Source organism: Undibacterium sp. GW821-FHT11B02, assembly GCF_058808955.1.
Genome location: NZ_JBXASD010000021.1, coordinates 17183 through 40808 on the forward strand (window position 1 = coordinate 17183; position 23626 = coordinate 40808).

23 protein-coding genes are annotated in these 23626 nt (G+C 50.6%); 11 read left to right on the top strand and 12 right to left on the bottom strand.

Features of this window, described 5'->3' with window-relative positions:
• Positions 1-163: 163 nt before the first annotated feature.
• Positions 164-1183 carry a hypothetical protein gene (locus AC1RVX_RS28590; RefSeq protein WP_493219985.1) on the top strand — a complete coding sequence of 340 codons (1020 nt, stop codon included), beginning with the start codon at positions 164-166 and terminating at the stop codon, positions 1181-1183.
• Positions 1180-2196, top strand: a complete 1017-nt coding sequence (locus AC1RVX_RS28595) for a hypothetical protein (protein ID WP_493219986.1) — start codon at positions 1180-1182, stop codon at positions 2194-2196. The genes AC1RVX_RS28590 and AC1RVX_RS28595 overlap by 4 nt, the downstream gene beginning before the upstream one ends.
• 114 nt (positions 2197-2310) lie before the next feature.
• Here AC1RVX_RS28595 and AC1RVX_RS28600 read toward each other — a convergent pair whose 3' ends face one another.
• The 4 genes from AC1RVX_RS28600 to AC1RVX_RS28615 form a co-directional block, all read right to left on the bottom strand.
• Complete coding sequence (locus AC1RVX_RS28600) at positions 2311-3075, bottom strand: substrate-binding periplasmic protein (protein ID WP_493219987.1); 765 nt, start codon at positions 3073-3075, stop codon at positions 2311-2313.
• 1001 nt (positions 3076-4076) lie between these two features.
• Complete coding sequence (locus AC1RVX_RS28605; RefSeq protein ID WP_493219988.1) at positions 4077-4694, bottom strand: YdeI/OmpD-associated family protein; 618 nt, start codon at positions 4692-4694, stop codon at positions 4077-4079.
• Positions 4695-4820: 126 nt separating this feature from the next.
• Positions 4821-5321 carry an SRPBCC family protein gene (locus AC1RVX_RS28610; protein WP_493219989.1) on the bottom strand — a complete coding sequence of 167 codons (501 nt, stop codon included), beginning with the start codon at positions 5319-5321 and terminating at the stop codon, positions 4821-4823.
• Positions 5311-5655 carry an ArsR/SmtB family transcription factor gene (locus AC1RVX_RS28615; protein WP_493219990.1) on the bottom strand — a complete coding sequence of 115 codons (345 nt, stop codon included), beginning with the start codon at positions 5653-5655 and terminating at the stop codon, positions 5311-5313. Before AC1RVX_RS28615 ends, AC1RVX_RS28610 begins: the two co-directional genes overlap by 11 nt.
• 341 nt (positions 5656-5996) lie before the next feature.
• Between AC1RVX_RS28615 and AC1RVX_RS28620 the strand changes: the two genes are divergently transcribed.
• The 3 genes from AC1RVX_RS28620 to AC1RVX_RS28630 are packed head-to-tail and all read left to right on the top strand — an operon-like array spanning position 5997 to position 7189.
• Positions 5997-6290 (top strand): type II toxin-antitoxin system RelE/ParE family toxin, encoded by a 294-nt coding sequence (locus AC1RVX_RS28620; RefSeq protein WP_493219991.1) that lies wholly within the window; start codon positions 5997-5999, stop codon positions 6288-6290.
• Positions 6287-6595: an addiction module antidote protein gene (locus AC1RVX_RS28625; protein WP_493219992.1), complete on the top strand. Its 309-nt coding sequence runs from the start codon at positions 6287-6289 to the stop codon at positions 6593-6595. Before AC1RVX_RS28620 ends, AC1RVX_RS28625 begins: the two co-directional genes overlap by 4 nt.
• Positions 6596-6634: 39 nt before the next feature.
• Positions 6635-7189, top strand: coding sequence for an SMI1/KNR4 family protein (locus tag AC1RVX_RS28630; protein ID WP_493219993.1), 555 nt, complete (start codon positions 6635-6637; stop codon positions 7187-7189).
• 114 nt (positions 7190-7303) lie between these two features.
• Here AC1RVX_RS28630 and AC1RVX_RS28635 read toward each other — a convergent pair whose 3' ends face one another.
• Positions 7304-8089, bottom strand: coding sequence for a hypothetical protein (locus AC1RVX_RS28635; protein WP_493219994.1), 786 nt, complete (start codon positions 8087-8089; stop codon positions 7304-7306).
• A 479-nt stretch (positions 8090-8568) separates the two neighbouring features.
• Between AC1RVX_RS28635 and AC1RVX_RS28640 the strand changes: the two genes are divergently transcribed.
• On the top strand, positions 8569-8952 hold the full coding sequence (locus AC1RVX_RS28640; RefSeq protein WP_493219995.1) for a VOC family protein: 384 nt from the start codon (positions 8569-8571) through the stop codon (positions 8950-8952).
• A 127-nt stretch (positions 8953-9079) separates the two neighbouring features.
• On the opposite strand, the gene AC1RVX_RS28645 is transcribed toward AC1RVX_RS28640, so the two are convergent.
• The 3 genes from AC1RVX_RS28645 to AC1RVX_RS28655 all read right to left on the bottom strand — a co-directional run bounded on the left by AC1RVX_RS28645 (position 9080) and on the right by AC1RVX_RS28655 (position 11355).
• Positions 9080-10057: a CapA family protein gene (locus AC1RVX_RS28645; RefSeq protein ID WP_493219996.1), complete on the bottom strand. Its 978-nt coding sequence runs from the start codon at positions 10055-10057 to the stop codon at positions 9080-9082.
• Positions 10054-10497 carry a hypothetical protein gene (locus tag AC1RVX_RS28650; RefSeq protein ID WP_493219997.1) on the bottom strand — a complete coding sequence of 148 codons (444 nt, stop codon included), beginning with the start codon at positions 10495-10497 and terminating at the stop codon, positions 10054-10056. The genes AC1RVX_RS28645 and AC1RVX_RS28650 overlap by 4 nt, the downstream gene beginning before the upstream one ends.
• A 543-nt stretch (positions 10498-11040) precedes the next feature.
• Entirely contained in the window at positions 11041-11355 is a 315-nt protein-coding gene (locus AC1RVX_RS28655) for a hypothetical protein (protein WP_493219998.1), read from the bottom strand.
• Between the two features lie 244 nt (positions 11356-11599).
• Between AC1RVX_RS28655 and AC1RVX_RS28660 the strand changes: the two genes are divergently transcribed.
• Positions 11600-13252 (top strand): tetratricopeptide repeat protein, encoded by a 1653-nt coding sequence (locus AC1RVX_RS28660; protein WP_493219999.1) that lies wholly within the window; start codon positions 11600-11602, stop codon positions 13250-13252.
• 94 nt (positions 13253-13346) lie between these two features.
• Here the strand turns inward: AC1RVX_RS28660 and AC1RVX_RS28665 are convergent, their stop codons facing one another.
• Entirely contained in the window at positions 13347-14042 is a 696-nt protein-coding gene (locus tag AC1RVX_RS28665) for a GntR family transcriptional regulator (RefSeq protein WP_493220000.1), read from the bottom strand.
• A 145-nt stretch (positions 14043-14187) separates the two neighbouring features.
• On the bottom strand, positions 14188-15504 hold the full coding sequence (locus AC1RVX_RS28670; RefSeq protein ID WP_493220001.1) for a C4-dicarboxylate transporter DctA: 1317 nt from the start codon (positions 15502-15504) through the stop codon (positions 14188-14190).
• Between the two features lie 316 nt (positions 15505-15820).
• On the opposite strand from AC1RVX_RS28670, the gene AC1RVX_RS28675 reads away from it, so the two are divergent.
• From AC1RVX_RS28675 to AC1RVX_RS28685, 3 genes are all read left to right on the top strand, one after another.
• Positions 15821-17080, top strand: a complete 1260-nt coding sequence (locus tag AC1RVX_RS28675) for an allantoate amidohydrolase (RefSeq protein ID WP_493220042.1) — start codon at positions 15821-15823, stop codon at positions 17078-17080.
• A 58-nt stretch (positions 17081-17138) separates the two neighbouring features.
• Complete coding sequence (locus AC1RVX_RS28680; RefSeq protein ID WP_493220002.1) at positions 17139-18362, top strand: M20 family metallopeptidase; 1224 nt, start codon at positions 17139-17141, stop codon at positions 18360-18362.
• 96 nt (positions 18363-18458) lie between these two features.
• Positions 18459-19196 carry a substrate-binding periplasmic protein gene (locus AC1RVX_RS28685; RefSeq protein WP_493220003.1) on the top strand — a complete coding sequence of 246 codons (738 nt, stop codon included), beginning with the start codon at positions 18459-18461 and terminating at the stop codon, positions 19194-19196.
• A 674-nt stretch (positions 19197-19870) separates the two neighbouring features.
• Here AC1RVX_RS28685 and AC1RVX_RS28690 read toward each other — a convergent pair.
• Together AC1RVX_RS28690 and AC1RVX_RS28695 are read right to left on the bottom strand one after the other, a co-directional pair.
• On the bottom strand, positions 19871-20881 hold the full coding sequence (locus tag AC1RVX_RS28690; RefSeq protein ID WP_493220004.1) for an FAD:protein FMN transferase: 1011 nt from the start codon (positions 20879-20881) through the stop codon (positions 19871-19873).
• A gap of 30 nt (positions 20882-20911) precedes the next feature.
• Positions 20912-21322, bottom strand: coding sequence for a c-type cytochrome (locus tag AC1RVX_RS28695; protein WP_493220005.1), 411 nt, complete (start codon positions 21320-21322; stop codon positions 20912-20914).
• A 363-nt stretch (positions 21323-21685) separates the two neighbouring features.
• On the opposite strand from AC1RVX_RS28695, the gene nosZ reads away from it, so the two are divergent.
• On the top strand, positions 21686-23617 hold the full coding sequence (gene nosZ, locus AC1RVX_RS28700; RefSeq protein ID WP_493220006.1) for a TAT-dependent nitrous-oxide reductase: 1932 nt from the start codon (positions 21686-21688) through the stop codon (positions 23615-23617).
• The last annotated feature ends 9 nt before the right edge of the window (positions 23618-23626 follow it).

The following is a 23626-nucleotide window of genomic DNA, read 5'->3' on the forward strand; positions in this document are numbered from 1 at the left end:
AGCTGCATAAATTGGCTGGAATGAATACAAATAGATGTATATTCGCTACCGAAAACGATTTTTCCACCAGAACTTTTTCGCTAATCGCTGATACAACATTGTCGCAGCGTAGATTTCAGCATCCGTTCGCCAATATTTGAAGTTAACACGCCAAAAAATTTTTATGACCAGCAAACAAGTCAAACAACAATTACAGCAAGACCTCGCGCTCTGGCATGCCGATGGCTTGATTGAAAAATCTGCCTATGAACTCTTGTCGCAGCGCTATGAAGTAAGCACGTTCGGCCTGATCGGGGTGGTGAAGTATTGCGGCATTTTTGGCGGCTTTTGTGCTTTTCTTGGATTGATGGGCTTGATCAGTGTCATCTCGCAATCGGTAGCGTTCGCAGCGCTGATTGGTGCAGGCATCAGCATAGCGTTAACCTGGGGCGGTTTACGGCTGGCTGACGATGTGCAGCAGCGCTATGCCACCTCGTCGAAGTTTATCGTTACCCTGGGCATCGCCTTGTGGGCCAGTGCGGTGGGGGGATTTTTGAGTGAAGTGCTGCACCTGGACTACAATGTGGTGCTGATACTGACCGGATTGCTGACCATCCCACTGGCTTTTTACCTTGCTTACCAGCGCCACAACACCTATTTGCTGATTCTGGCCTTGCTCGTGCTGTTTCACTGGGTAGGCTCATGGTCGGCCATGTTTGGTCGTTCCAGTTATGCGCTGTCGATCCAGGACCCGAAGATGATGAGTGTGGTCGCCCTCATCGCCGTCGCCATAGGTTACGGGCATGAACGCATGGCCTACCCCGCCACGGGGCGGTTTTATCAGGCCTGGCAGTCAGTCGGGCTGGTGTACCTGAACATGTCGCTGCTGATTTTATCGGTCTGGCACCACTATGAAGAGGAGACTGTCTTCTGGGTCTTCGCGTTCAGCATCGCTACCGTTGCCCAGATAGTGGCAGGTGCACGTCTGCACAGTGGTTTGTTGCGTGGCTTTGGCATCACTTTTTTCGGCATCAATCTGTTCACCCGCTTTCATGAACATTTCTGGAACCAGCTTGATCTGGGTACTTATCTGGCCGCTGGCGGCTTGCTGCTGCTAGTCACCGGTGCCTTGATGGAAGTCATTTCCCGTAGCCTGAGCCAGGCTGGTAGCAGCGTTCAACACACCGACGGAGGTGCAGCATGAACCAGCGCAGCCTCAACCGTGGCGTCCACAATGAACTGGATGATCTGGTCGCACTCAAGATCATTGAGGTAAAACAAGCAGAGCAAATCAAGCTGCGCTATCCGACCGAAGCGTGGAATATGTTGGCACTGGTACGCTCGTTCACGGTATTGGGTGTGCTGACCTGCGTGGCTGGCACACTCATTTTGCTGCGCGAACATATGAACTGGTGGCTGATGGGTGAAGCCGCCCTGGCTGGCTCTTTTTTGGGTGGCCTGGCTTTGGCACACTGGCTGAAGACGCATCGCAACATGCCCATCCTGGCCGAAGCGCTGGAGCTGGCAAGCGGTATGGCTTTGCAGGGCCTGAGTATCGTGCTGGCCCTGCATCACCCCAGCGGCAGCAAAAACTGGCCTGCACTGGTGGGCGTCGACGCGGCCCTGCTGCTGGCACTGGCTTATGCGCTCGCCAATCGCCTGTTGTTATGGTATTCGCTGGCGCTGTTCTTTTTCTTTTGCGGGGCAGAAACAGGCTATGACTCTGGCTGGGGAGCGTATTACCTGGGCATGACTTATCCGGCACGCTTTCTGGCCATAGGGGCCGGGGTACTTTGTCTGGCATGGGTGCATGTGACATTTTTGCGTGGCCGCCTGGCACCGTTTGCGCGGGTATATTTTCATTATGGCCTGCTGCTGATCAATCTGTCGCTATGGTTCCTCAGTGTGTTTGGTTATTACGAGAACCTTGATGTGCGCTGGGACGATACCGGGGGCGAACGTCTGGCGTTTTCGATCTTGTGGGCGGCGGTGTCTGGCGGTTCGGTGTGGGCAAGTGTGCATTTCAATCTGCAACTGCTGCGCGCCTACGCCTATACTTTTTTGATGATTAATTTATATACCTTCTACTTCCAGTTTTTGGTCAGTAAAAGTCCATCACTGTGGTTTATCCATTTATTGCTGGTGGGTGGCAGCCTGCTTGGTTTGGGTATCTATGTCGATGGGCTGCGCAAGAAAGACCCGGTGCAAGACGAGTAATTGTGCTTGCGGCTTTATGCGGCCGCATTCCGTTCATGTTTCATTTGCAGTTAATTTGAGCCGGAAAGTGCTTCAAATGCGAGCACGACCGGCTTCAAACGCGAGCCGTTACAGTTAAGGCATGCCACCATAATTATTCATTATTGCCTCGATGCTTCCATCTGCGATGGATGCATCAATTGCAGCGTTGAGATGCCCTAACACATCACTCGCGTCTGCACGTGATTTAGAAATTCCAAAATAATTTTTATCTATTGCCAAAGGTGTCTTCTGTACAGTTAAGTCATTGAAGTCTATTCCTGCCAATTTTGCATTAAACGTCACGGCTGCAATACCACCGGGAATAATTGCAGCATCAATTCGACCTAATACAAGCTTACGCAAACGGGAAACGCCACTGTTATCTTCATCCAGATTTACCATCGGAAGTTCTTCAATAAACTTTGCACCGTATTTTGACCCTCGGTTTACACCAACGGTCATCCCTTTCAAATCAGCCAAATTCGCTGCAACTAGGTTTCGTTTCTTTAAGGTGACGATCACTACACGATCAACAAGGACGGTATTTGAGTACCTAAAAAGTATTTCACGCTCAGGCGTCTTGGATAAACTACAAATGACACCCTCGCCTCGCTCAGCCATTTGCACTGCACGTGCCCAAGGAACCGCAACGATCACAACCTTATAGCCTGCGCGCCTGCCAATTAACTCTGCAAGTTCGGTGAAATAGCCAACAGGTTTCTCAGCATCATTCAAAAACATTTTAGGTGCATTACTTGTGCCGACGAGCATAGTCAACGTAGGCTCTGCAGCTGACGTCGCTGCACTCAATGCCATCGAAAGGGAAACGAATAAAAAACGTCGTTTTAAAGAATCCATTTTGCTCTTTTGTTGCTAGCTTTGTTGAAGTGAACTGTTGACGCGCTTCGACGCAAGTATATCGATCTGGTGCCACTTCAAATTTTTTGTAAAGCAATACACGTCAAATTTGCTAAATTCAAGAGGAGAAAAAAATGTCAGCATGCTGATTATTCCATAGGTTCGAGTGCTGAAAATCCCAATTCCAAGGCTTAAGAGAGGAGAGCCGGATGAATCGAGAAGTTCACGTCCGTTTCTGTGAGAGCGTGAGAGTGCGATTCACTGGCGCTACTCGACTCGTCAAACGCCCCTGATTGGTTAAGGAAATTAGTCTAACACAGGGGGATCGCAAAGAAAAATACATAGAACTCATTTCATAAATAGGGATGAGTGCGAGCAAGGCGATTCGGGATGCAGTGCAAGGCGTAAGGGTGACACTTGCAGCTAAGGCTGGTGCCTTAGCAAGCGGCGCAACGTAGCAATGCGCCCGCGAAGTGTCAATGCGGCCAGCTCCCGGAGGGTTTGCCTCATAACGCGTGCTGGACTGCAAGGTGTGAACAATTCGACTCGTTGTCAATAGACCCGCTATTGACTGCCTCGTCCCCTTGCAGGGCGCATGTGCGCTGGTAAGCGCACATCGTACGCAGGCGTGCAGCATGCTGCACGAAACCCCTGCTTTACCCTTGCCAGCCCACGTTATGAGGCAAACGCATCTCACCCCTATTGATGAAATGAGTTCTAGAAAGGACTTACGCAAAACCGCCCCAAAGCGTCTCAGCTCCAGCATTTACTAAGACCTTGTACTAAAGTACTGTCTGCGTCGCTGACACCTTGCTGGGACAATTTTTCGTAAGTCCTGATAGAGTAATTAGATTCTGGAGGAAAATCAATATGGAGAAGTCGGTAACCATCCATAGCTGACCGCATGCCACCTCGGGCAGACAAGGTCAACGGCAGCGAAAGACCATTGAACCGGTCAAATGCAAGCGACGCGTGTCATCAATATCGTTGGAATGCGGTCACTACTTGGCATATTTCCAAAAACGTCCCTTGCCTTCCGCGATCCAGGCTATCGATTCTTCGATGCGTTTGTCGCGCGTTGCGTCAGTCTTCGCGTCGCCGATCCAGACATTGTATTCTTTTTGAAATGACGCCGATTTGCTCTCAAAGATCTTTGCGATCTTTGGGTTGGCCTGAAGTTTTTCGGCGAATGCTTCAGGCATGTCGACTTCTTTGGGAGTCTTGGATTCTCGCGCCGGGAGTTTCAGGCCCTGTTCATTGAGCGCCATTGCTTCCTTGATCCAGGAGCTAAGTTCTTTGTCTGTCGGTAAATCAGCAATGGCAGTCAGCTTGCCCATAAAACGCTTCGCAGCCGGGACGCCATCATTAGCCTTGAGACGCGCATCCCCCATCAATGCATCCTTGTAGAACGTGAAGGAGCAATGCTTCTTGTAAGCGGCAAAAATACACATCATGTCGCCTTTGTAGTCGAAATGCGGATTCCCCCATTTGACCTCTTCCATCACCTCTGGACAGCTTGCATGGATGAGCGTCCGCAGGTGAGCGAAGATGGGTTTCGCAAAGTCTTCTACCGTTTCGGCATAGGCGTCAAGCTTGGGATTGTATTTTGGCGTGGGCATAGGATGGGGGTCTTTCAATGTGTAGATGCTGTTGCAAAATTAAGATGGCCAGGCGTCGTCAACGCAGACAGTATTTTAGTACGACAAGGAGGCGCAACAACGCCAGGTTAATTTTTCAACAGCCTCTTATTTGAGGATTAAAAGAAGCTCGTCCAGACGTTCCAGTGTTGAGGTCAGCCCCTCTTTCAGTCCCATGTTAATGACTTGCTGCAGTGCTTCAGCTGACGAATAAGAAACGACCGTCTCTACCAGGGTATGCTTCGCAACATCCGAGAAGGTGACATCCCATTTGGATCTGGGCAAATCAGGGTTCAGCGTGCCGGTGTCATCACAAAAGCCGTCAAGGGCAGTGTAATTGTCGATAGCGTGAATGGTTTGATAGTCCGAGCGGCCCCAGTATTCTTGCCCATTGGGTTCTACCATCGCGTAAAGCCAATGCCCACCTTCACGGAAATCCATAAACTTGGTTTTGGTGGTTAAGGGTTTAGGAGCAAACCACTGATCAAGCAATTCACTTTTTGTATAGCAATCCCACACCATTTGTCGTTTGGCAGCAAATTCTCTTTTGACTGTGATGGTGTTTTTATCCTTGTCAACAAGGAAGTCAAATTGAAGATCAGCTTTCATTTTCATCGCCTTTCAGGCTAGTTAATAAATTATCGAGATTGTTGTATCTGCTTTCCCAAGACTTGCGCTGCTCGTCAAACCACTTTTCAGCAGCAGTCAGGTTTCCACGGTTTAGCTTGCAAGTCCGCACTCGCCCTACTTTCTCTGATGCAAGAAGACCACTGCTTTCGAGAACCTTGATGTGCTTCAAAAACGTCGGCAAACCCAAACCAAATGGCTCTGCAAGCTCTTTGATCGATGCCGAGCCGCCACCAAGCCTCGCAATCACGGCCCGCCTGGTAGGGTCAGCCAATGCGTGAAATACGTTGTTGAGCGATGAAGAATAGTTTTCCATATGGCGAACTATAACATGACAGTTTTCCGTTTGGCAAACTATTTTTAAAAACTGACTTGAGCAACAAAGACATCGTCCACTGGGCAACTGATAATCTGTGACTACATCAAATCCGGGTAATTGATCTCGCTCTTTCCCGACAGCAGCATCCCCGCCAAAATCCGCCCCGGCATCCACGCCGTACGAATATTGGCCGCTCCCGCGCTGCCAGATCCTAACGCCTCATCTCCCATCTGGGCAGCCTGTTTGGCGAGCTGGTTTATTGGGACAAGGTATTGGGAGATTGAGGTGGAACTTAGAACGCATTTGACAAATGTATCCCATAGACTACAATTGAGACAATGGAAATCCAAAAAACAAGTATCTATGAAGCATGGTTTGTAGCTCTGCGTGATGGCATGGCCAAAGCACGTATCAACGCCCGCATCAGCCGCCTGGCTATGGGCAATCCCGGTGATGTCAAGCCAGTTGGCCAAGGTGTATCTGAGTTACGCATAGACCATGGCCCGGGTTACCGGGTGTATTACATGCAAAAAGGGACTGAAATTGTGATTTTGCTGGCTGGTGGTGACAAATCATCACAAAGCAAAGACATTCAGACCGCCCTGCAACTTTCAATGGAACTGAAATCATGAAACCACAAACAAGCACTTGGGATGTGACCGATTATCTCAAAACGGAAGAAGATCAGGCACTGTACCTGGATGCCTGCATAGAAGAAGCCGATGGCGACGCGGCATTTATTGCCAAAGCACTGGGGGATATTGCGCGGGCACGTGGCATGTCCCAAATCGCGAGCGATACCGGGCTTTCCCGTGAAAGCCTGTACAAGGCTTTGTCGGTTGACGGCAATCCTTCCTTTGCCACGATTTTAAAGGTCATGAAATCACTAGGTCTGGAATTACATGCAACCGCAAAGAAAACTTCTGTTGCGACGTAAAACCAATAATAAGCATGTTGAATAACGACAGAAAACAATATGAATCCACCGTTGGAAAAAATATGGGAAGACATCGAATCGTGGGATATGTCGCATAGGCACCCGACACTCGGCTCCTATCTCAACAACTCCGCATCAGATGATGCTGTGAATGAATTAAATGCGCTGCTTGAAAACCGCTTGCCGAATGATTTTTTGAACAGCTTGCGCCGACATGATGGTACTGCGGCCTGGACGACTAAGTTTTACAAAGGAAGTTTGTTCGACATCAAATCAATCTTGCAGACATTGCATGAAACCCGTGGCGTAGCTCAAGATCTTCTTGAATCTTACAAAAATGATGGATTCAACGCTGAAACGGGACGACAGTCATTTGGTCCAGTCAAAAACCTCCTTTGGTCAGAACATTGGATACCTATTCACATGACCGACTGGTCAACGACATGTCTAGACTTTGACCCCGCCGAAGGCGGTGACGTTGGGCAAATTATTTCTGTCAACTGGGAAGGCGGATCAGTCACCGTAATCGCTAGAAATTATCTGGAATTTCTTCGCTTATGCGCAGATCAGTTGCCTGATGAGCCTGATGACTAAAAATTGGTACATACAGAAAAGTTCGCTTCAACAAACTATATTGAACAATCAAATTGTGGCGTGCATTTTCCATCTAGCCACAAATACACAACCCCGTACGACGCAGACAGGCTGCTAACCAAACGGCACAGAAAGAATCGTCTTGACGGTCCACCGGTCGGATACAGAAGTCAGTCCACGGCCCAGCCCAATATTAATGTTCCAGCCATGAATCTTGGTTTCAACAACGCCGAATAACACCTGGCTGTGCTGGCCCAAGTGACCCAGATTACGCAACTCACCGATGTCGTTATAGCTTTCTACCCCCACCTCCAAATCTGCACTCGCCTTGTACGATATCTTGGTGGCCAAATTGAGTGTAGCTGGGCTGGGCGCCGGCCCGGAAATTTTGAAATCGACGTTAGCATTCGTTCCAAAGGACCAGCGCTTGTTGTCGTAACCGAAAATGCCTTTCAACTCGCCGTTCCAGGGATTTTCATCAAGCCTATGATCAACCCGGCCGACTTCAAGATTGGCACCCACAAAATACGCCTGGTCAGGCGATTTCGATCTGATGTATTTGAGGCGCAGCTTTTCTCCATCGACGGCACTATTTCCGTTCGCACTTCTTGATGTCAGGATATATCCCCCCAACTCAAATTCTGGTGTCAATCCATAAGAAAATTCTGGCGTCAGTCGGAACACATGTCTGGGCGCTTGCGCGCCGGGGTAATCAGGAACAGCATTGCCGGAAAAAACGTAATTGCCATGAATGTCCAGGCCGACCTTGCCGGGTTCATTCATCTCATCCATGTAGACCTGTATTTCTTCAGAGGCTGCCCACACTGGGCCACCAGCAAGGCCAAACAATATCAAAGCCGTGCAACGGGAAATGTTATGGCGAAATGTGTTTTTCCGCACGCACTTTGTTCCACTGGTTTGTATCATGGTTGTTGAAAAAATGAAGTCGAAATGAGAATCAATTCAAGAATAGGTAACGGCGTGCATGAGGTCGAAGGCAGCACCGGCACTTGCGGCATTCATGGTCGAAGCCTGGATCAACTTCATGTCTGAGTACCACGTTGTATCAACCCCGGTGCCGTTATGCTTACATTATTCTATCGCACTATTGTCTCAGCAACACCTTCTATAAACACGCGCCCAAGCTTCGTTTTTTGTCATCCACGTGTACAGTGTATTTGAGAGGGCGGTATATTGAAACAGGCATGAATTCACGCCAGAAACGCCGGTACAAAGCTTGCCGCCAATCAAGTACGGTCCAATTTGCATGAGGATATCTGATCAGGTAATATCTGTGGCTATTAATCGCTTACGTGAAGCGCTTACGTAAAGCAGTTACGTAAAGCGGTTTTTTTCGATAGTTCTCCCAAGGAGGCAATATGGCACGTGTTGTTGGCATAGGCGGAGTGTTTTTTAAGGCGAAGGATCCTGAAAAACTGCGCGAGTGGTATCGGGATCATCTTGGTTTCAACCTGGAAAAATGGGGTAGCGTGATATTTAAACCAAGTGGTACCAGTGACTCCACCAGCAATGAAAAAACTGTCTGGTCCTTATTTCCGGCCAACTCAGACTATTTTGCGCCGAGTACCCAGAATTTCATGATCAATTATCGGGTCGATGATTTACATGCTTTGCTGGCTCAATTGCGTTCAGATGGTTGCGCTGTGGATGCCAAGGTGGACGAATCAGAATATGGCAAATTTGGATGGGTGATGGACCCAGAGGGTAACCGGGTCGAACTGTGGGAACCTCCCACAAAGTAAAAAAAGCCTGCAACTGCAGGCTTTTTATTTTTTCACTTGCTGCGCTTTCTGCATTTTCTGCATTTTCTGCATTTTCTATTTGCAAAGCACAAAGCTGAATTCGCCATTCAATTCAACAATGAGTCGCCTATTTCAGAATTTTATCAATCTCTTGCTGAGATAAAACACCCGCATATTTCGGGATGCCATTTTTATCCAATTTGGCGACATGAATTGTCCAGGTCAGTTTATTGTCGGCAGCAAAGTTCAACTCCAGTGCCCAGCCGGTTTGTGATTCTTCGGTATTAAAACCGTTGAAGACAAAATTGCCCAGGCTGTAGAAGATTGGCTTGCCTTTGTACATGTCAATATTTTGTGTCACATGCGGGTGGCCACCAACCACTGCATCTGCACCCGCATCGATCATGATGCGCGCCAGTTCTTCCTGATGTCTGGAGGCATGCGGTTCATGTTCCCAGCCCCAGTGTGGGTAGGTAATCACAATGTCGGCACCCAGCTTTTCTCTGGCATTGTGGATATCAACTGCGACCTGATCAGCATCGGCCCAGGCGACACCGGGTCTGTCTTCGAGAGCTTCGAAGCTGCGCGGGAAGAAATTGTCATAGCCCAGGATGGCAATTTTGTGGCCATTTTTTTCTACCAGATAAGGCGCATGGGCAGAACGTAGATCGCGGCCACCGCCGAAGTAAGGTATTTTTTCTTTTTCCAACAAACCCAGCATCGTCACAAAGGTGTCAGGGCCGTAATCGCCGGTATGATTGTTCGCCACGGACACGCCTGAAAAATGTGCCTTGACGGTTTTTAATACACGGGGATGCGCTAAAAACGTAAATGGCTTGTCTTCTTTTTTCCCACTTGTCCCGACTACACATTCCAAATTTCCAAAAGTCAGATCGGCCTGCTTGAATTGCTGTTGAAAGGCGGCAAAAGGGTCTTTCCCTTGCTGTATCACTTTGCCAGGCAATTCATCGAGCATTAAATCGCCGACAAATAGCATGTGTACATCCTGCTTTTGCGCATACACATTGCTGCACAGGCTTGCCATGCACAGCAAGCCCACAGAAAGATGTCTTAGTTTGGCCGGTTTGACTGATAAGTTTTTCATTGGGCGGTTCCTGTTGCGCACACCGCTTTGCAGCTAAAGCTGAGTTCACGTTCGTATTTATGGGAATACACGCGCTGCAAGCCAAAGCCATTTTTCTCTGTCTGGCAACTGGCCGCATCGATGCTGGTTTCACTGGCATGGACCAGCACATAGCGTTTCTTTGACTCGTGGTAGGTAAACGTTTTTAACTTGCTTTGTCCGGTTTTTAGATCTTGCAACACCTGGGCGCTGAAGCGGAAACCGCCATCCAGATCGTGGGTATCAAAAGCAAAAGGATCGCTGGTATTTTTTATTTTGAAGCTGTTTTCGGTACCGGATACTTTGACCTCACAAACGGCTTCCTGAGCAAAAGCAGACAAAGAGCAGAAAAAAAGTACTGCTCCTATGCCCGCTCCTATGCTTGTACTTGGCAGCGTTAATCTGGGGGAAGACTTTGACATGATTTCCTTTGTAAAAATGCGTCGGTGATGTACTTGTCGTCTGCGCGCAAGCAGCTAATATCGTGTGCAAGGAGTAGTGCGGTTTAACATCTTCCAAAAGCCATAGCGCCCCTATGTCCCGCTTAGGGTTGCCGATTATTTGGCACAACCATCCACAATACCAGAAAAATGCCCAATTTCCGTGTGATGACCTGGTCGTTTCAACAGTTGTGGCCACAATACAGGTACCAAAAACGGTGAGGTTCAGCTATCTTCCGGCACAATTTCACCCAACAATTCCACCGCCAGTTGCCCCCAGCTTTTGCCAATACCTTTCAAATGGGCACTGACAATTATCTTGTCGGACACGTAAGTGACAGATCCCATTAGGACTTACGCAAAATTGTCCCAACAAGGCGCAGCGACGAAGACAGTACTTTAGTACGGCTAGGAGCTGCAACGCAGTTGGGGCGGTTTTGCGTAAGTCCTATCTATTTCTATGAGCTCGTTTTTGCTGATATCTATAACGCCGTTCAATTCAAAAAACCGTGCTGTCTGGGTCAGTCAGAATACACTGGCAAAAGCGTCATGACCGCCACAAGGTATCCACTCATGCGACAGTAAAATGCCTTCATCAGGATGCAGCCCGGCATGGGCCAGCAATTCCAGTATCCACAGGTATTGTTCCTGACCCGGCTGTCTGTTGCGAAATGCCAGTACGGTATTTGCCATGCCTTGTTTAAGCAAGGCATTTTGCTGTTGCACATTCAATTGCCGCTGACGGGGTGATGGGTGTAATCCATAGCCGGTCTTGCTGGAGGTTGTCTGGTCTTTGCTCATACCTGGCGGCTCATTCTGCATGGCAATGCTTTCTCTCATTCTTTATCGCCGCGTTAAGCAAACCCAGTACATTGTCCGCTTGCTGGTCACCAAATTCAATTCGGCCTTTCAGCCCTGAGTCGTTAGTCTGTACTGCTGCTTTAAGCATATCGCATATATTGTTTTGCTCATTAATAATACCTGCCGGCAACAGCCTTGCGAGCCTTTTGGACTGCGTTTATAGTGCTGCCTTGCCAGCATAGGTTTAGCGCCAAAGAGCGTAAGACAATCATTCAGGGAAGCCATGTCCGCCGAACATCAAGTTAAAGTCTATCAAGACGATATCACACCTTTTTTGCGGCGTTTGCCTGCATTTTTTTTGCTCCCTTTCAAGCCCGCCCCACTGATCATGATTGCCGGGTTGTCTGCCCTCAGCATCGTGACTGTATTTGCCATGGGTCTGTTCCGTGGCTTGTTGATGCTGTTCTTTTTGCGTTACGCCTATGCAGTGATGGAAATGGCAGCCATGGGCAAATTGGAACCCAGGTGGGATGACATCACGGTATTTGGTAACAAGGACAGGCGTCCCTACAAGCAAAACCTGGTGTTTATCTTGTACTTTGTGTTGATGGTGGTTGTCGCCAATTTTGCGATACGGCCAGATGTGCCAAAGGTGTCGCCAACCATGTCGGCAGCGGCAACCTCATTGCCAGCCCAGGCGGGTAATGACATCTATGCGGGCCAGCAGCGCACGGCACAGGATGACGATGATGACGACGCCGACACCCCAAAGACACGCGGTCAATATGACATGGCTGGTTCCAAGGGCGGCGACATGGAGGATGCTACCTCACGCAAAATTGCCATGCAGGAACAGGCTCTCACTGATGACAACAGCGTTGCAGATGAACCACAAAGCAATACCCCTGGCAACAAATGGGATCGTTTTTTGAAACCAAACGTGCATTTTGCCAAATGGTTTTACCTGGTCGCATTGCTGTTTGCGATACCGATACCGGCAGCGGTAATGGTGCTGGCGATTGAAGACAATGCCTGGCGTGCACTGAACCCGTTCACGTCCCTGTTATTCATTCGTGCCATGGGTACCTCGTACTTTATTGTCTGGGCGATATTTGGGCTGGTGCTGCTGGCGATTGAGGGCGTGCGCCATGTGATACCGGCGACCCTATCCCCCTTTGTCAGTGTACCGTTGATCACGTTTATCAATTTCTACCTGATCCTGGCGACTTACTCGATGATGGGTTATGTGCTGTACCAATACCACCAGCAATTGGGGATGCCGGTTGAGGTGGATTTTGATGCGCAGCGTGCACAAGAAGATACAAACACGGTCCCGCTCTCATCTGATCCGTTCATACAGCGTATTGATGGATTGTTGCAAAGAGGCGAAGTGGATGCCGCCATCCGCATGCTGGAAGATGAAATGCGCTATGACCGCGATAACCTGACCATGAATGAAAAGCTGTACAAGCTTTTGCAACGTAAGGAGGATGAAAAACGCGTCATGGACCAGGGGCAGCGTTATATGCTGGCGCTGAGCAAGGCTGGCTACCATGAAAAAGCCCTGCATTTGCTGGCAGAGTTAAAGAAGCGTGACCCGGCCTTTGAAATGCAGGCCGACCATGTATTGCAAATGGCAGTCACCGCCTATGCGGCACGTGATTTCAAAGGGGCCATGAAAATGATTCAGGGCTTTGACAAAAAACATCCCAAGCATGCAGATATACCCGCCATTTATATGCTGGCAGCGCGCCTGTCTGGCGACCATTTCCGCAAACATGTACAGGCCATCAGCATCCTGAGAGTGATCTTGCAGCGTTATCCGGATGCAGCCGTTAGCGCAGAGGCAGCCAGCTATCTGGAGACCGTGCAACAGGCGATGACGGCGATGCAGGCTGCCGAATCATCTACGTCATCTGCGCCAATGGTATCCTGATCAGTTGCGGGCAGTTGCTATCGGCTGTTTCAGACAATAAAAACAGAGGCCAGCAATGACCTCTGTTTTTGTTTGTGAGCCTGTAGTTCAAAGCTCAAGCCAGCAAGGCTGAAATAAAATCCTTCTTGTCGCTCTTTGCAGGTTCCTTGAATTGCAGTGCCGATTCAACATGGTGCAAATGATGCACCATCAGTTCCACGGCTTTTTCTACATCGCCGGCTTTGGCGGCGCGGATAAATTCTACATGTTCATCGGATGAGCAACTGGCGTCGCGGCTGGATTGGTACAGCATGGTGATGAGTGAACTGCGGCCTGCCAGCTTCACCAGGATATCGGTCAGCACCTGGTTGCCGACGGTATTTGCCAGCAGTATATGAAAATCACTGAGCAGGGTTGAACGTTCTTGCACGTTATTGTCGATGATGGCCTGGCGTTCCTGGATCAGGTGTTGTTCTATGCTAGCGTAATCTTCGGCGGTGGCCTTGGCGATAAATTCACGCACGAGTGCGGTTTCCAGTATGCGGCGAACCGAAAATATCTCGTGTGCTTCTTGCTCGCTGGGTTTGCTGACGAAGGCACCTTTTTCTGGCACCAGATCAATCAGCTTGTCTTTGGCCAGCATGACCAGGGCAGCACGAATCTTGGTGCGGCTGACGGAATACATGCGCGCCAGCGCCTCTTCCCTGAGCTTGGTGCCGGGTGGCAGCCTTTGCTCGGCAATGGCCATGGTGATATCGCTGGCAATGGCTTCAGAACTGTCTGCCTGGTCTGAGTGGATCGGAACGGTCATATTATTTACCTGTAAAACTGAACGTGCTGCAATAAGTGCTAGTGGATTGTACCCCCATAAGCAAAACGCCCATAGATTTCCATCCATGGGCGTTATTTTTATTCCACTTATGTTGACTTAGCTCAGTCAGTCAATGAAAACAACATCATGCTACGACCAGCTCTGCTTTACTGGCTGCCAGATCATAACTGGCAATCGCTGCTGTGTCGCCATTCAAGACTGCATGGGCGCGGGCTTTGTCGATGTCTTTTTCCCATGACGCCACCACCACGGTTGCAACACAGTTACCCATCAGGTTACCCAGTGCACGGGCAATGCCGATAAACCAGTCTACCGACAGCACCAGTACCAGACCCACCACCGGTATCGCCGGGATGGCAGACAGCGTAGCCGCCAGAATCACTATCGCCGAGCCTGGCACGCCATGTGCGCCTTTGGAAGTGACCAGGGCAATCGCCAATATCGCCAGCAAATCAGACATCGCCAATGGGGTATTGGTGGCCTGGGCAATAAATACCGCTGCCAGTGTCAGGTAAATCGAAAAGGCGTCCAGGTTGAAGGAATAGCCGGTGGGTATCACCAGACCCACAGTGGTGTCCTTGATGCCCATGTATTCGAGCTTTTTCATCACCTGTGGCAAGACAGCGTCAGAGGAAGCTGTTGCCAGCACCACCAGCAATTCTTCACGAAAGTATTTGATGAATTTGAAAATATTGAAACCTGTTGCTTTCAATATGCTGCCCAAGATAACAAATACAAAGATGATGACAGCGGCATAAAACAGGATCACCAAAAAGCCCAGTTGCTTTAATGAACCCACCCCATATTTGCCCACGGTGAAGGCAATTGCACCAAACACGCCCAGAGGGGCCAGTTTGATGATGAAGGACATGCACTTGAAAAACACTTCTGACAGGCTGGTGATCAGGTTGGCAATGGGGCGGGCTTTTTCACCCACCAATGACAGCGCACAGCCAAACAGCAGCGAAAACAGCAAGACCTGCAACACGTCGCCAGACGTGAATGCGCTGACCACTGTGGTCGGTATCAATTTCATCACAAATTCGGCAAAGCCTGCACTTTTGACCTTGTTGGCATTGTCAACATAGGTACCCAGGGTGCTGGCATCGAGCGAGGCAGGGACGATATTCATGCCCTCCCCCGGATGAAATGCAAAGGCCAGTATCAAGCCCAGCACCAGTGCAATCGTGGTCACTACTTCAAAGTACACCAGGGCTTTCAGGCCAACGCGCCCTACTTTCTTCAACTCGCCTGCACCATAAATGCCATGGACGACGACGCAAAAGACGATCATGGGGACAATCATCTTGATCAATTTGATAAAACCGTCGCCTATAGGTTTCAGGCTGACACCAAAGCTGGGGTACAAGACCCCAACCAGTATCCCTACTACCAGTGCGATAAGCACCTGGCCGAATAATGATTTATATACACGCTGCACGATTACCTCCTGATTGACTGGTTAGCACGACTGTGACGGTCTGACTACAACTCTTTGATAAATAACAGAAAAACGGGGTAGATCTCACCGCCAAGCCAGCTTGTCAGGAAGCGATCTGAAACTCAATATACTGCATCCAATTTTTGTATGCAATAAATGAATTCAATAGTAGAATCCAAAAAACTGGCCAAAATGGTGCTTCTCAAACCAGACAAGCAGCATCCGCCAGGTTGAAAAAACAGCAGGCCGCCATGAAACCACTATGAAGACCATACTGAAGGTCGTATTAATGGCCCAACGCAGGCAGGAGACCAAGATGTCGAGCAAGATGCATTCCTACGCGAGTTGTGGCTCGCAAATCATGAACAGGGCTGACGTATTGGCGCAACATACCGAAACACCAGGCATGTTGACCCGCACTTACCTGACCCCGGCACACCACAGTGCTGCCGCCCAGTTGGCCGAATGGATGTGTGCTGCCGGCATGAGCGTACGGCGCGATGTGGCTGGCAATGTCATTGGTCGCTATGAAGGGCTGGAACCCAACGCCCCTGCCCTGCTGACTGGCTCGCATTTTGATACGGTACGCAATGCCGGTAAATATGATGGCAACCTGGGCATCCTGTTGCCGCTGGCCTGCGTAGGACAATGGCATGCCGAAGGCAGGCGTTTTCCGTTTGCGATTGAGGTCATCGGCTTTGCGGAAGAAGAAGGCGTGCGCTTCAAAGCCACCCTGCTTGGCAGCCGTGCCGTCGCAGCCACGTTCGACATGACGGTACTGGATAATCTGGATGACAACGGTCTGAGCATGCGCGAGGTGATGACGGCTTCCGGCTTTCACCCTGCCGGATTGGTCAAGGCTGCGTATGACCCGGCACAGGTACTGGCCTTTGTCGAAGTTCATATAGAGCAAGGCCCGGTCTTGTTGAATGAAAACCTGGCGCTGGGTGTGGTCACCGCCATTTCAGGTGCCACCCGCTATATGGTGGAAGTGGAAGGTCTGGCGGGCCATGCTGGTACCGCCCCCATGGGCATGCGCCGCGATGCCGCCATGGCAGCGGCTGAAGTTGGCCTGTATATAGAACAGCGTTGCCAGGACATCCCAGGTCTGGTCGGTACGGTGGGCCAGTTTAATGTACCGAATGGTGCCACGAATGTGGTACCGGGCAAGGCGGTATTTTCAATCGACATCCGTGCGGAACAGGATGCCATACGTGAACAGGCTGTGGCCGATGTGCTGGCACAAATCGATCGCATAGCGGCACGTCGCAAGGTGCAGTTCAATCTGCGCAAGACCCATGAAGCCCCCAGCGTACCTTGCGCACCATGGCTGCAACAGCAGCTTGCACAGTCAATTGTCCATTCCGACCAGCGCTTGCGCTACCTGCCTTCCGGTGCCGGGCATGATGCCATGGCGATGGCCGCACTCTGTCATGTTGCCATGCTGTTTGTACGCTGCGGCAATGGCGGCATCAGCCACCATCCGGATGAAATCATGACGGCAGAAGACGCCGCACTGGCCGCGCAAGCTTTTGCCCATTTTGTAGAACACTTTACATCGAGGCGTGACAAATGACACGCACATGCACACGCCCAGCCACACACAATCACACTTACCAAGAAAGCTCTCCACCATGAACCATTACCAAGAACTCGATGCCTGGATCGACAGCCACTTTGATGAACAGGTCAAGTTCCTGCAAGAACTGGTACGCGTACCCACCGATACCCCACCCGGCAACAATGCACCACATGCAGACCGCACTGCCGATCTGTTGCAGGACATGGGTATCAACGCAGAAAAACATGCGGTACCCGACAGCGAGGTCAAAGCCGCTGGCCTGCAAAGCATCACTAACCTGCTGGTGCGCCGCGTCTACGGTCCCGGCAAGACCATCTTGCTGAATGCACATGGTGATGTAGTGCCACCCGGCGAAGGCTGGACCAAAGCCCCGTATGGCGGTGAAATAGAAAACGGCAATATCTATGGCCGCGCCACTGCTGTCAGCAAATCTGATTTTTCTACCTACACCTTTGCCCTGCGTGCACTGGAAGCCGTTGCCAAGCCCAAGGCTGGTACGCTGGAACTGTTATTTACCTATGACGAAGAATTCGGTGGTGAAGTCGGCCCCGGCTGGATGTTGAAGCACAAGCTGGTCAAGCCTGACCTGATGATTGCCGCTGGTTTTTCGTATCAGGTCATCACTGCCCACAATGGTTGCCTGCAGATGGAAGTGACCGTACACGGCAAGATGGCGCATGCGGCAATCCCCGATTCTGGTGTCGATGCCCTGCAGGCTGCTGTCAAGATGTTGAATGCCCTGTATGCACAAAACACGCTGTACAAGCAAATCACCTCCAAGGTGGAAGGCATTACCCACCCTTACCTGAATGTGGGCACCATAGAAGGTGGCACCAATACCAATGTCATCCCTGGTCGCGTCACTTTCAAACTGGATCGCCGCATGATCCCGGAAGAAAACCCGGCAGAAGTGGAAGCCACCCTGCGTCAACTGATCACCGACACTGCCGCCAGCCTGCCCGGCATCAGTGTCGATATCAAACGCCTGCTGCTGGCCAATTCCATGCGCCCTCTGCCCGGCAATACACCGCTGGTGGATGCGATACAAAAGCATGGCGAAACAGTATTTGGTGAAGCGATTCCGGCGATGGGCACGCCTTTGTATACCGATGTGCGCTTATTCTCGGAAGTGGGTATTCCTGGTGTCATCTATGGTGCGGGGCCGCGTACGGTGCTGGAGTCACATGCCAAGCGGGCTGATGAACGATTGAACCTGGAGGATTTGCGGAAAGCGACCAAGGTGGTAGCGCGTGCGCTACAAGATCTGCTGCAATAAAAAACATAGCCATACATGGAATTTATCAGATTCATCCACTAACATGGAACTGCAGTCAAAGCAGTTTTTATCGTGAGCCTATTTTGAAAGATCACTATGAATAAAAAAACACTTTTTCAATTCTGCACACTGGCCATGCTGGCCGTTACTGCAAGTAGCCAGGTTCAGGCAGACGACAAGATTATCCTTAACTACAATGTGCGCCCGCCGTATATTGTTGAAGAGCCAGACGGTTCTGCATCCGGATTGACCGCAAGCCCCGCAGCCAATGCATTCAAAAGCGCTGGTGTCGCCTTTACCTGGTCAAAAGTTGCGCCCAACCGCCAACTGGCCATGGTGCAAGAAAACACGCAAAAAACCTGTGCCATAGGCTGGTATAAAACAGAAGAACGCGAAGGCTTTGCCAAGTTCAGCAAAGCTCTGTACCGCGACAAACCCACCGTCATGATCGTCAGCAGCGGCTTCAAGATCAAGGACAATGCCAAGCTGGAAGAAGTCTTGACCATGCCCGGCATCAAGGTGCTGGTCAAGGAGAAATTTTCTTATGGTCACCATATCGACGCCGCAATGGCCAAGCTCAAACCCCAAACCGTGGTATCCAACGGCACCAACACGCAGATGCTGCAACTGATCGCCACCAAATCTGCCGACCTGATGTTCGCCGCACCTGAGGAAGCCAATTACCTGATTGAACAATCGAATGTGGCCAAGGACAAGTTCAGCCAGTTCAAGGCGAGTGATATGCCGGATGGAGGAGAACGCTATCTGATCTGCAGCAAGAATGTGCCGGATGATGTGATGGCGAAATTGAATAAGGGGATCAGTTTTAAATAAACATTTCCTGAACATTCACGACACTCCGGCGCAGGCCGGAGTCTATCATGATGGCGCTTCAAAGACATTCGTGGTACGCCGTTTGCTTGATTCGATGTGACACGACGATCACGTTTTCTAATACATTCATTTGGTGAATTACGATTGCAGGTCGGGGGTAGCCCGACAGCTACTCACTTTTCTTTTCTTGCAAAGAAAAGTAAGCAAAAGAATGCGCCCGCGGCGTCGCTGCCCCTTCGGGGTTCCCGTTTGTGCGGTACAAAAAATGGGAAGGTCCGAAACTCGCTTCCCTTGCAGGGCGCACAATCGCTTGCAAGCGATTGCCGTTACGCAGGCGTGGTGCATGCACCACGAAACCCCTGCTACACCTCAAACATCGGCCCTTCTTTTTCCATTTTCTGTACCGCACAAACGGCATCGCCACAGCGGAACTGCAAAAGTCAAAAACAGCAGCAAATTCAAAACCAACGACAACCCCAAAACCAGCGCTGATTGACGGCATTCAGTAAATTTTTTTGTTTACGCAGGAATACCCCAGCAAAGCTATCGCTTTAGGGAACATCACTGTCTGAAACCCCGACTACACCATCAGCGACGAAGACAATACTTTAGTACAAGGTTTTGTTAAATGCTGGAGCTACAACGCAGCTGGGGCGGTTTTGTGTAAATCCTATTCACACCGTTTTCAGCCGCTGTTGCATACCCTGCGACAACCACACTTCGCCTCTGGCATCAACCACCATGGCGTCTACTGCAGGCATTTTTGCCAGCCAGGTTTGCCCTTGCCCAAGACCGGCAACCATGATGGCAGCGCCCAGGCCATTTACATTGCTCAGGTTGCGGCTGACCAGCGCCAATCCATGCGGGCCGTGGCTGGGGTAACCAGTTTTAGGGTCGAGAATATGGTGGTATTTGTGGCCGTCACGGACAAAGCAACGTTCGTAATCGCCAGAGGCGGCGACCACACCGTCATTCAAGGTGACTACGCCGAGCAGACGGTCCGATACCATGGGGTCACGCAAACCGATGCGCCAGGGTGCCCCATTCAAACTGCCATGCACCATCACGTCACCACCACCATTGAGCATGACATTTTCTATCCCTTTATGACGTGCGGCTTCCAGCCCGGCGCGTAATATCGGCAGTTTGGCGATACCACCCAGGTCGAGACGCATGCCGCGCCTGCGCAAAAATGCCGTACTCTGTTTGTCATCAAGCAGCAAGTCATGATGATTCACAAGTGGCAGTTGTGCCGCCACCTGCCACTTGGCTGGCAAGACCGGGTGGGTGGGATCAAAGTCCCAGTCCTTCAGGCTGCCTACGGTGATATCAAATGCGCCGCCGCTGTTGATGGCGACTTTCTTTGCATCCTGCAACACCTCCATCATTTGTGCCGGCACTGCCACTGGCCGGATACCAGCAAACAATCTGACGGCGTTCACCGCACTGGTGTTCACATAGCGGCTCATCATTTGTTCCAGCCGCGCCATCTCGGCAAAGGCGGCATCCGCCGCTGCCTGTCTGGTTTGTGCATTTGCACCTTGCAGTGTCAAATCCACTCTGGTGCCCATGAGCTTGCGTGACACTTGCAAAACATCTTGCCGGGCAGCCTGGGCCGATACAGGCGCAATCACCAGTATCGAAGCCAGGGCGGGGATTGCTTTCAATAGTTGGCGACGCTGCATGCTTCTTCCTGCCTGATGAAATGAGCTGATTTAGCGCGACTGATTGGCCATGAAGTCTACCCCTGCCTTGACCTCATCATCCGTCAATTTGGCGTTGCCACCGCGCGATGGCATCTGGCCTTTGGCACCAGTAAAACCTTCCAGCGCATGTTTGTACAAGACATCCATACCCTGGGCAATGCGCGGTCCCCAATCAGCCTTGTCGCCTGGTTTGGGCGCACCTGCTACTGAAGCGGCATGGCACATATAGCAGGTCTTGCCATAAGTCGATTTACCGAGCGGGTTTTCTGCCGGTGCTGCTGGTGCTGATGCTGCAGCCACTACAACAGGTGTCGATGCCGCATCTGGCTGTGGTGCAGTTGCTTCCTTGTTGCCACAGGCAGCCAGTGCGCTCAGCGCCAAAGCCCCTGCTGTGGCGAGTAAGAAATGCTTGATCTTCATGAATATCTTTCGTGTGATGTTAGTCGTCATGCTGCCAACGTGCACGAATAATAGTCGTGATAGCGCGACAAAAAAATACGTCGGAAGACCTAGGCCACACATAGTTTGCGATAACGCAAAGGGCTTTTCATTAAGGGGCAGCGCTTGGGAATCCTTGACGACGGTCAAGGAAGTAATTGAACCATGCGAACAAGATACGTGCCGTTGTCGAGTTCATTTAGCCCACGCCATCACCTGGCCGTGTCGCATGCGAAAGCAGATATGGCAGCAAGAAGAAAAAGTACCAACCCAAAAAACGCGTAAGCGAATACGCACTTTGCGCAAGCAAATACACCATCAAATACTACCATTGAGGACTGCAAAATGAGTGATGAGAAAACGAAAGGCACGGACGGGAAACTGACCTTTGGTCGCAGGAAATTTCTCAATACGGCTGCCATAGCAAGTATAGGCGGCCTGGTTGCCTGTTCAGAAAAACCCCATTCTGCATCGGCTTCGACAACCAGTGCTGCATCGTCTGGCAGCAATGATCATGCTGCTGGTGCTGCTAATGCCACCCACCTCAAACCCGGCGAACTCGATACCTATTATGGTTTGTGGAGCGGCGGTCACAATGGTGACATGCGCGTGCTGGGCATGCCGTCTGGCCGCGAAATTTTAAGAATCCCCTGCTTTGTACCCGATGCGCTGGTGGGCTGGGGCATTACCAATGAATCCAAGAAAGTCATGGGCACACGCCCGGATGGACGCCTGCGCTATAACGTAGGCGACACCCATCACGTTCACGCGTCCTACAAAGACGGTAACTATGATGGACGCTATGCCTGGATCAACGACAAGATCAACGCCAGGCTGGCGCGCATACGTCTGGATTATTTTATCTGCGACAAAATTACTGATCTGCCAAACGTGCAGGGCTTCCATGGCATCTTCCCGGACAAGCGTGATCCTGTCGATGAAAAAATTGATTACACCACCCGTGTCTTTTGCGGTGGCGAATTCGCCATTCCCTTGCCCAACGCAGGCATAGAAGACGGCAGCAAGTACCGTTCACTGTTCTCTTGTGTTGATGCAGAAAGCATGGAAGTCCGCTGGCAGGTGCTGATCGACGGCAATTGCGACCTGGTTGCCACCTCTTACGACGGCAAACTGGCAGCGACCAATCAGTACAACACTGAAATGGGTGTGCATTATGAAGACATGATGTCGGCAGAAAGAGATGCCTGCCTGTTCTTCAACGTCGGTCGCGTCGAAGCCGCAATCAAGGCGGGAAAATTCAAGACGATAGGTGATTCCAAAGTGCCAGTGGTGGATGGGACACGCGATGCCAACAAGGACCAGAAAACTGCGTTGACAGCCTATGTCTCCGTACCAAAAAACCCGCACGGTGTCAACGCCAGCCCGGACGGCAAGTATTTTATTTGTGCCGGTAAATTATCCCCTACCACCACGGTCATCGAACTCAATAAGGTGCTGGACTGGTTTGATGGCAAGATGGAGAAGATTGACGATTGTATCGTTGCTGAAGTTGAATTGGGTCTGGGCCCTTTGCATACTGCCTTTGATGGCCGTGGCAATGCCTTCACCACCTTGTTCCTTGACAGCCAGATCGTCAAATGGAATGTTGACGCCGCCATCAAGTTCCACAAGGGTGACAAGACTGCCAAATATGTCGTGGACCGTCTGGACGTGCAATACCAGCCTGGTCATTTGAATGCCTCGCAATCAGAAACCAAGGCGGCAGATGGTAAATACCTGGCCGTTGGTTGCAAATTCTCGAAAGACCGCTTCTTGCCGGTTGGACCGCTGCATCCAGAGAATGAACAATTCATTGATATCTCTGGCGAGAAAATGGTTTTGCTGGCGGATCACCCGGTACGTGGCGAACCGCATGACTTTATCATCTTCAAACGTGAATTGCTGAAACCCAAGCAAGTCTATGCGCTTGACGATTTCCCGCTGGCGACCAAGGACCCTAAGGATTCAGGCGTGGTCCGCAACGGTAAAAAAGTCACGGTCAGGTTGACCTCGCAAGCACCGGCTTTCAGCTTGCGTGAATTCAAGCTCAAGAAGGGTGATGAAGTAACTTTGATCTTGACCAATCTCGACAAAATCGAAGACTTGACCCACGGTATCGCGATTCCTAAATATAACATCCAGTTTGTCGTCAACCCGCTGGAAACAGCCTCTGTCAGTTTCACGGCGGACCTGCCCGGTGTGTTCTGGATGTATTGCACCAATTTCTGCCATGCACTGCATCTGGAAATGCGCAGCCGCATGATCGTAGAAGCCTGACCCGGTAGT

What these genes read in the sequence shown, in the direction of transcription:
- AC1RVX_RS28590 (WP_493219985.1), top strand. Translation starts at nt 164, where the DNA reads ATGACCAGCAAACAAGTCAAACAACAATTACAGCAAGACCTCGCGCTC.
- AC1RVX_RS28595 (WP_493219986.1), top strand. Translation starts at nt 1,180, where the DNA reads ATGAACCAGCGCAGCCTCAACCGTGGCGTCCACAATGAACTGGATGAT.
- AC1RVX_RS28600 (WP_493219987.1), bottom strand. Translation starts at nt 3,075, where the DNA reads ATGGATTCTTTAAAACGACGTTTTTTATTCGTTTCCCTTTCGATGGCA.
- AC1RVX_RS28605 (WP_493219988.1), bottom strand. Translation starts at nt 4,694, where the DNA reads ATGCCCACGCCAAAATACAATCCCAAGCTTGACGCCTATGCCGAAACG.
- AC1RVX_RS28610 (WP_493219989.1), bottom strand. Translation starts at nt 5,321, where the DNA reads ATGAAAGCTGATCTTCAATTTGACTTCCTTGTTGACAAGGATAAAAAC.
- AC1RVX_RS28615 (WP_493219990.1), bottom strand. Translation starts at nt 5,655, where the DNA reads ATGGAAAACTATTCTTCATCGCTCAACAACGTATTTCACGCATTGGCT.
- AC1RVX_RS28620 (WP_493219991.1), top strand. Translation starts at nt 5,997, where the DNA reads ATGGAAATCCAAAAAACAAGTATCTATGAAGCATGGTTTGTAGCTCTG.
- AC1RVX_RS28625 (WP_493219992.1), top strand. Translation starts at nt 6,287, where the DNA reads ATGAAACCACAAACAAGCACTTGGGATGTGACCGATTATCTCAAAACG.
- AC1RVX_RS28630 (WP_493219993.1), top strand. Translation starts at nt 6,635, where the DNA reads ATGAATCCACCGTTGGAAAAAATATGGGAAGACATCGAATCGTGGGAT.
- AC1RVX_RS28640 (WP_493219995.1), top strand. Translation starts at nt 8,569, where the DNA reads ATGGCACGTGTTGTTGGCATAGGCGGAGTGTTTTTTAAGGCGAAGGAT.
- AC1RVX_RS28645 (WP_493219996.1), bottom strand. Translation starts at nt 10,057, where the DNA reads ATGAAAAACTTATCAGTCAAACCGGCCAAACTAAGACATCTTTCTGTG.
- AC1RVX_RS28650 (WP_493219997.1), bottom strand. Translation starts at nt 10,497, where the DNA reads ATGTCAAAGTCTTCCCCCAGATTAACGCTGCCAAGTACAAGCATAGGA.
- AC1RVX_RS28655 (WP_493219998.1), bottom strand. Translation starts at nt 11,355, where the DNA reads ATGAGAGAAAGCATTGCCATGCAGAATGAGCCGCCAGGTATGAGCAAA.
- AC1RVX_RS28660 (WP_493219999.1), top strand. Translation starts at nt 11,600, where the DNA reads ATGTCCGCCGAACATCAAGTTAAAGTCTATCAAGACGATATCACACCT.
- AC1RVX_RS28665 (WP_493220000.1), bottom strand. Translation starts at nt 14,042, where the DNA reads ATGACCGTTCCGATCCACTCAGACCAGGCAGACAGTTCTGAAGCCATT.
- AC1RVX_RS28675 (WP_493220042.1), top strand. Translation starts at nt 15,821, where the DNA reads ATGTCGAGCAAGATGCATTCCTACGCGAGTTGTGGCTCGCAAATCATG.
- AC1RVX_RS28680 (WP_493220002.1), top strand. Translation starts at nt 17,139, where the DNA reads ATGAACCATTACCAAGAACTCGATGCCTGGATCGACAGCCACTTTGAT.
- AC1RVX_RS28685 (WP_493220003.1), top strand. Translation starts at nt 18,459, where the DNA reads ATGAATAAAAAAACACTTTTTCAATTCTGCACACTGGCCATGCTGGCC.
- AC1RVX_RS28690 (WP_493220004.1), bottom strand. Translation starts at nt 20,881, where the DNA reads ATGCAGCGTCGCCAACTATTGAAAGCAATCCCCGCCCTGGCTTCGATA.
- AC1RVX_RS28695 (WP_493220005.1), bottom strand. Translation starts at nt 21,322, where the DNA reads ATGAAGATCAAGCATTTCTTACTCGCCACAGCAGGGGCTTTGGCGCTG.
- nosZ (WP_493220006.1), top strand. Translation starts at nt 21,686, where the DNA reads ATGAGTGATGAGAAAACGAAAGGCACGGACGGGAAACTGACCTTTGGT.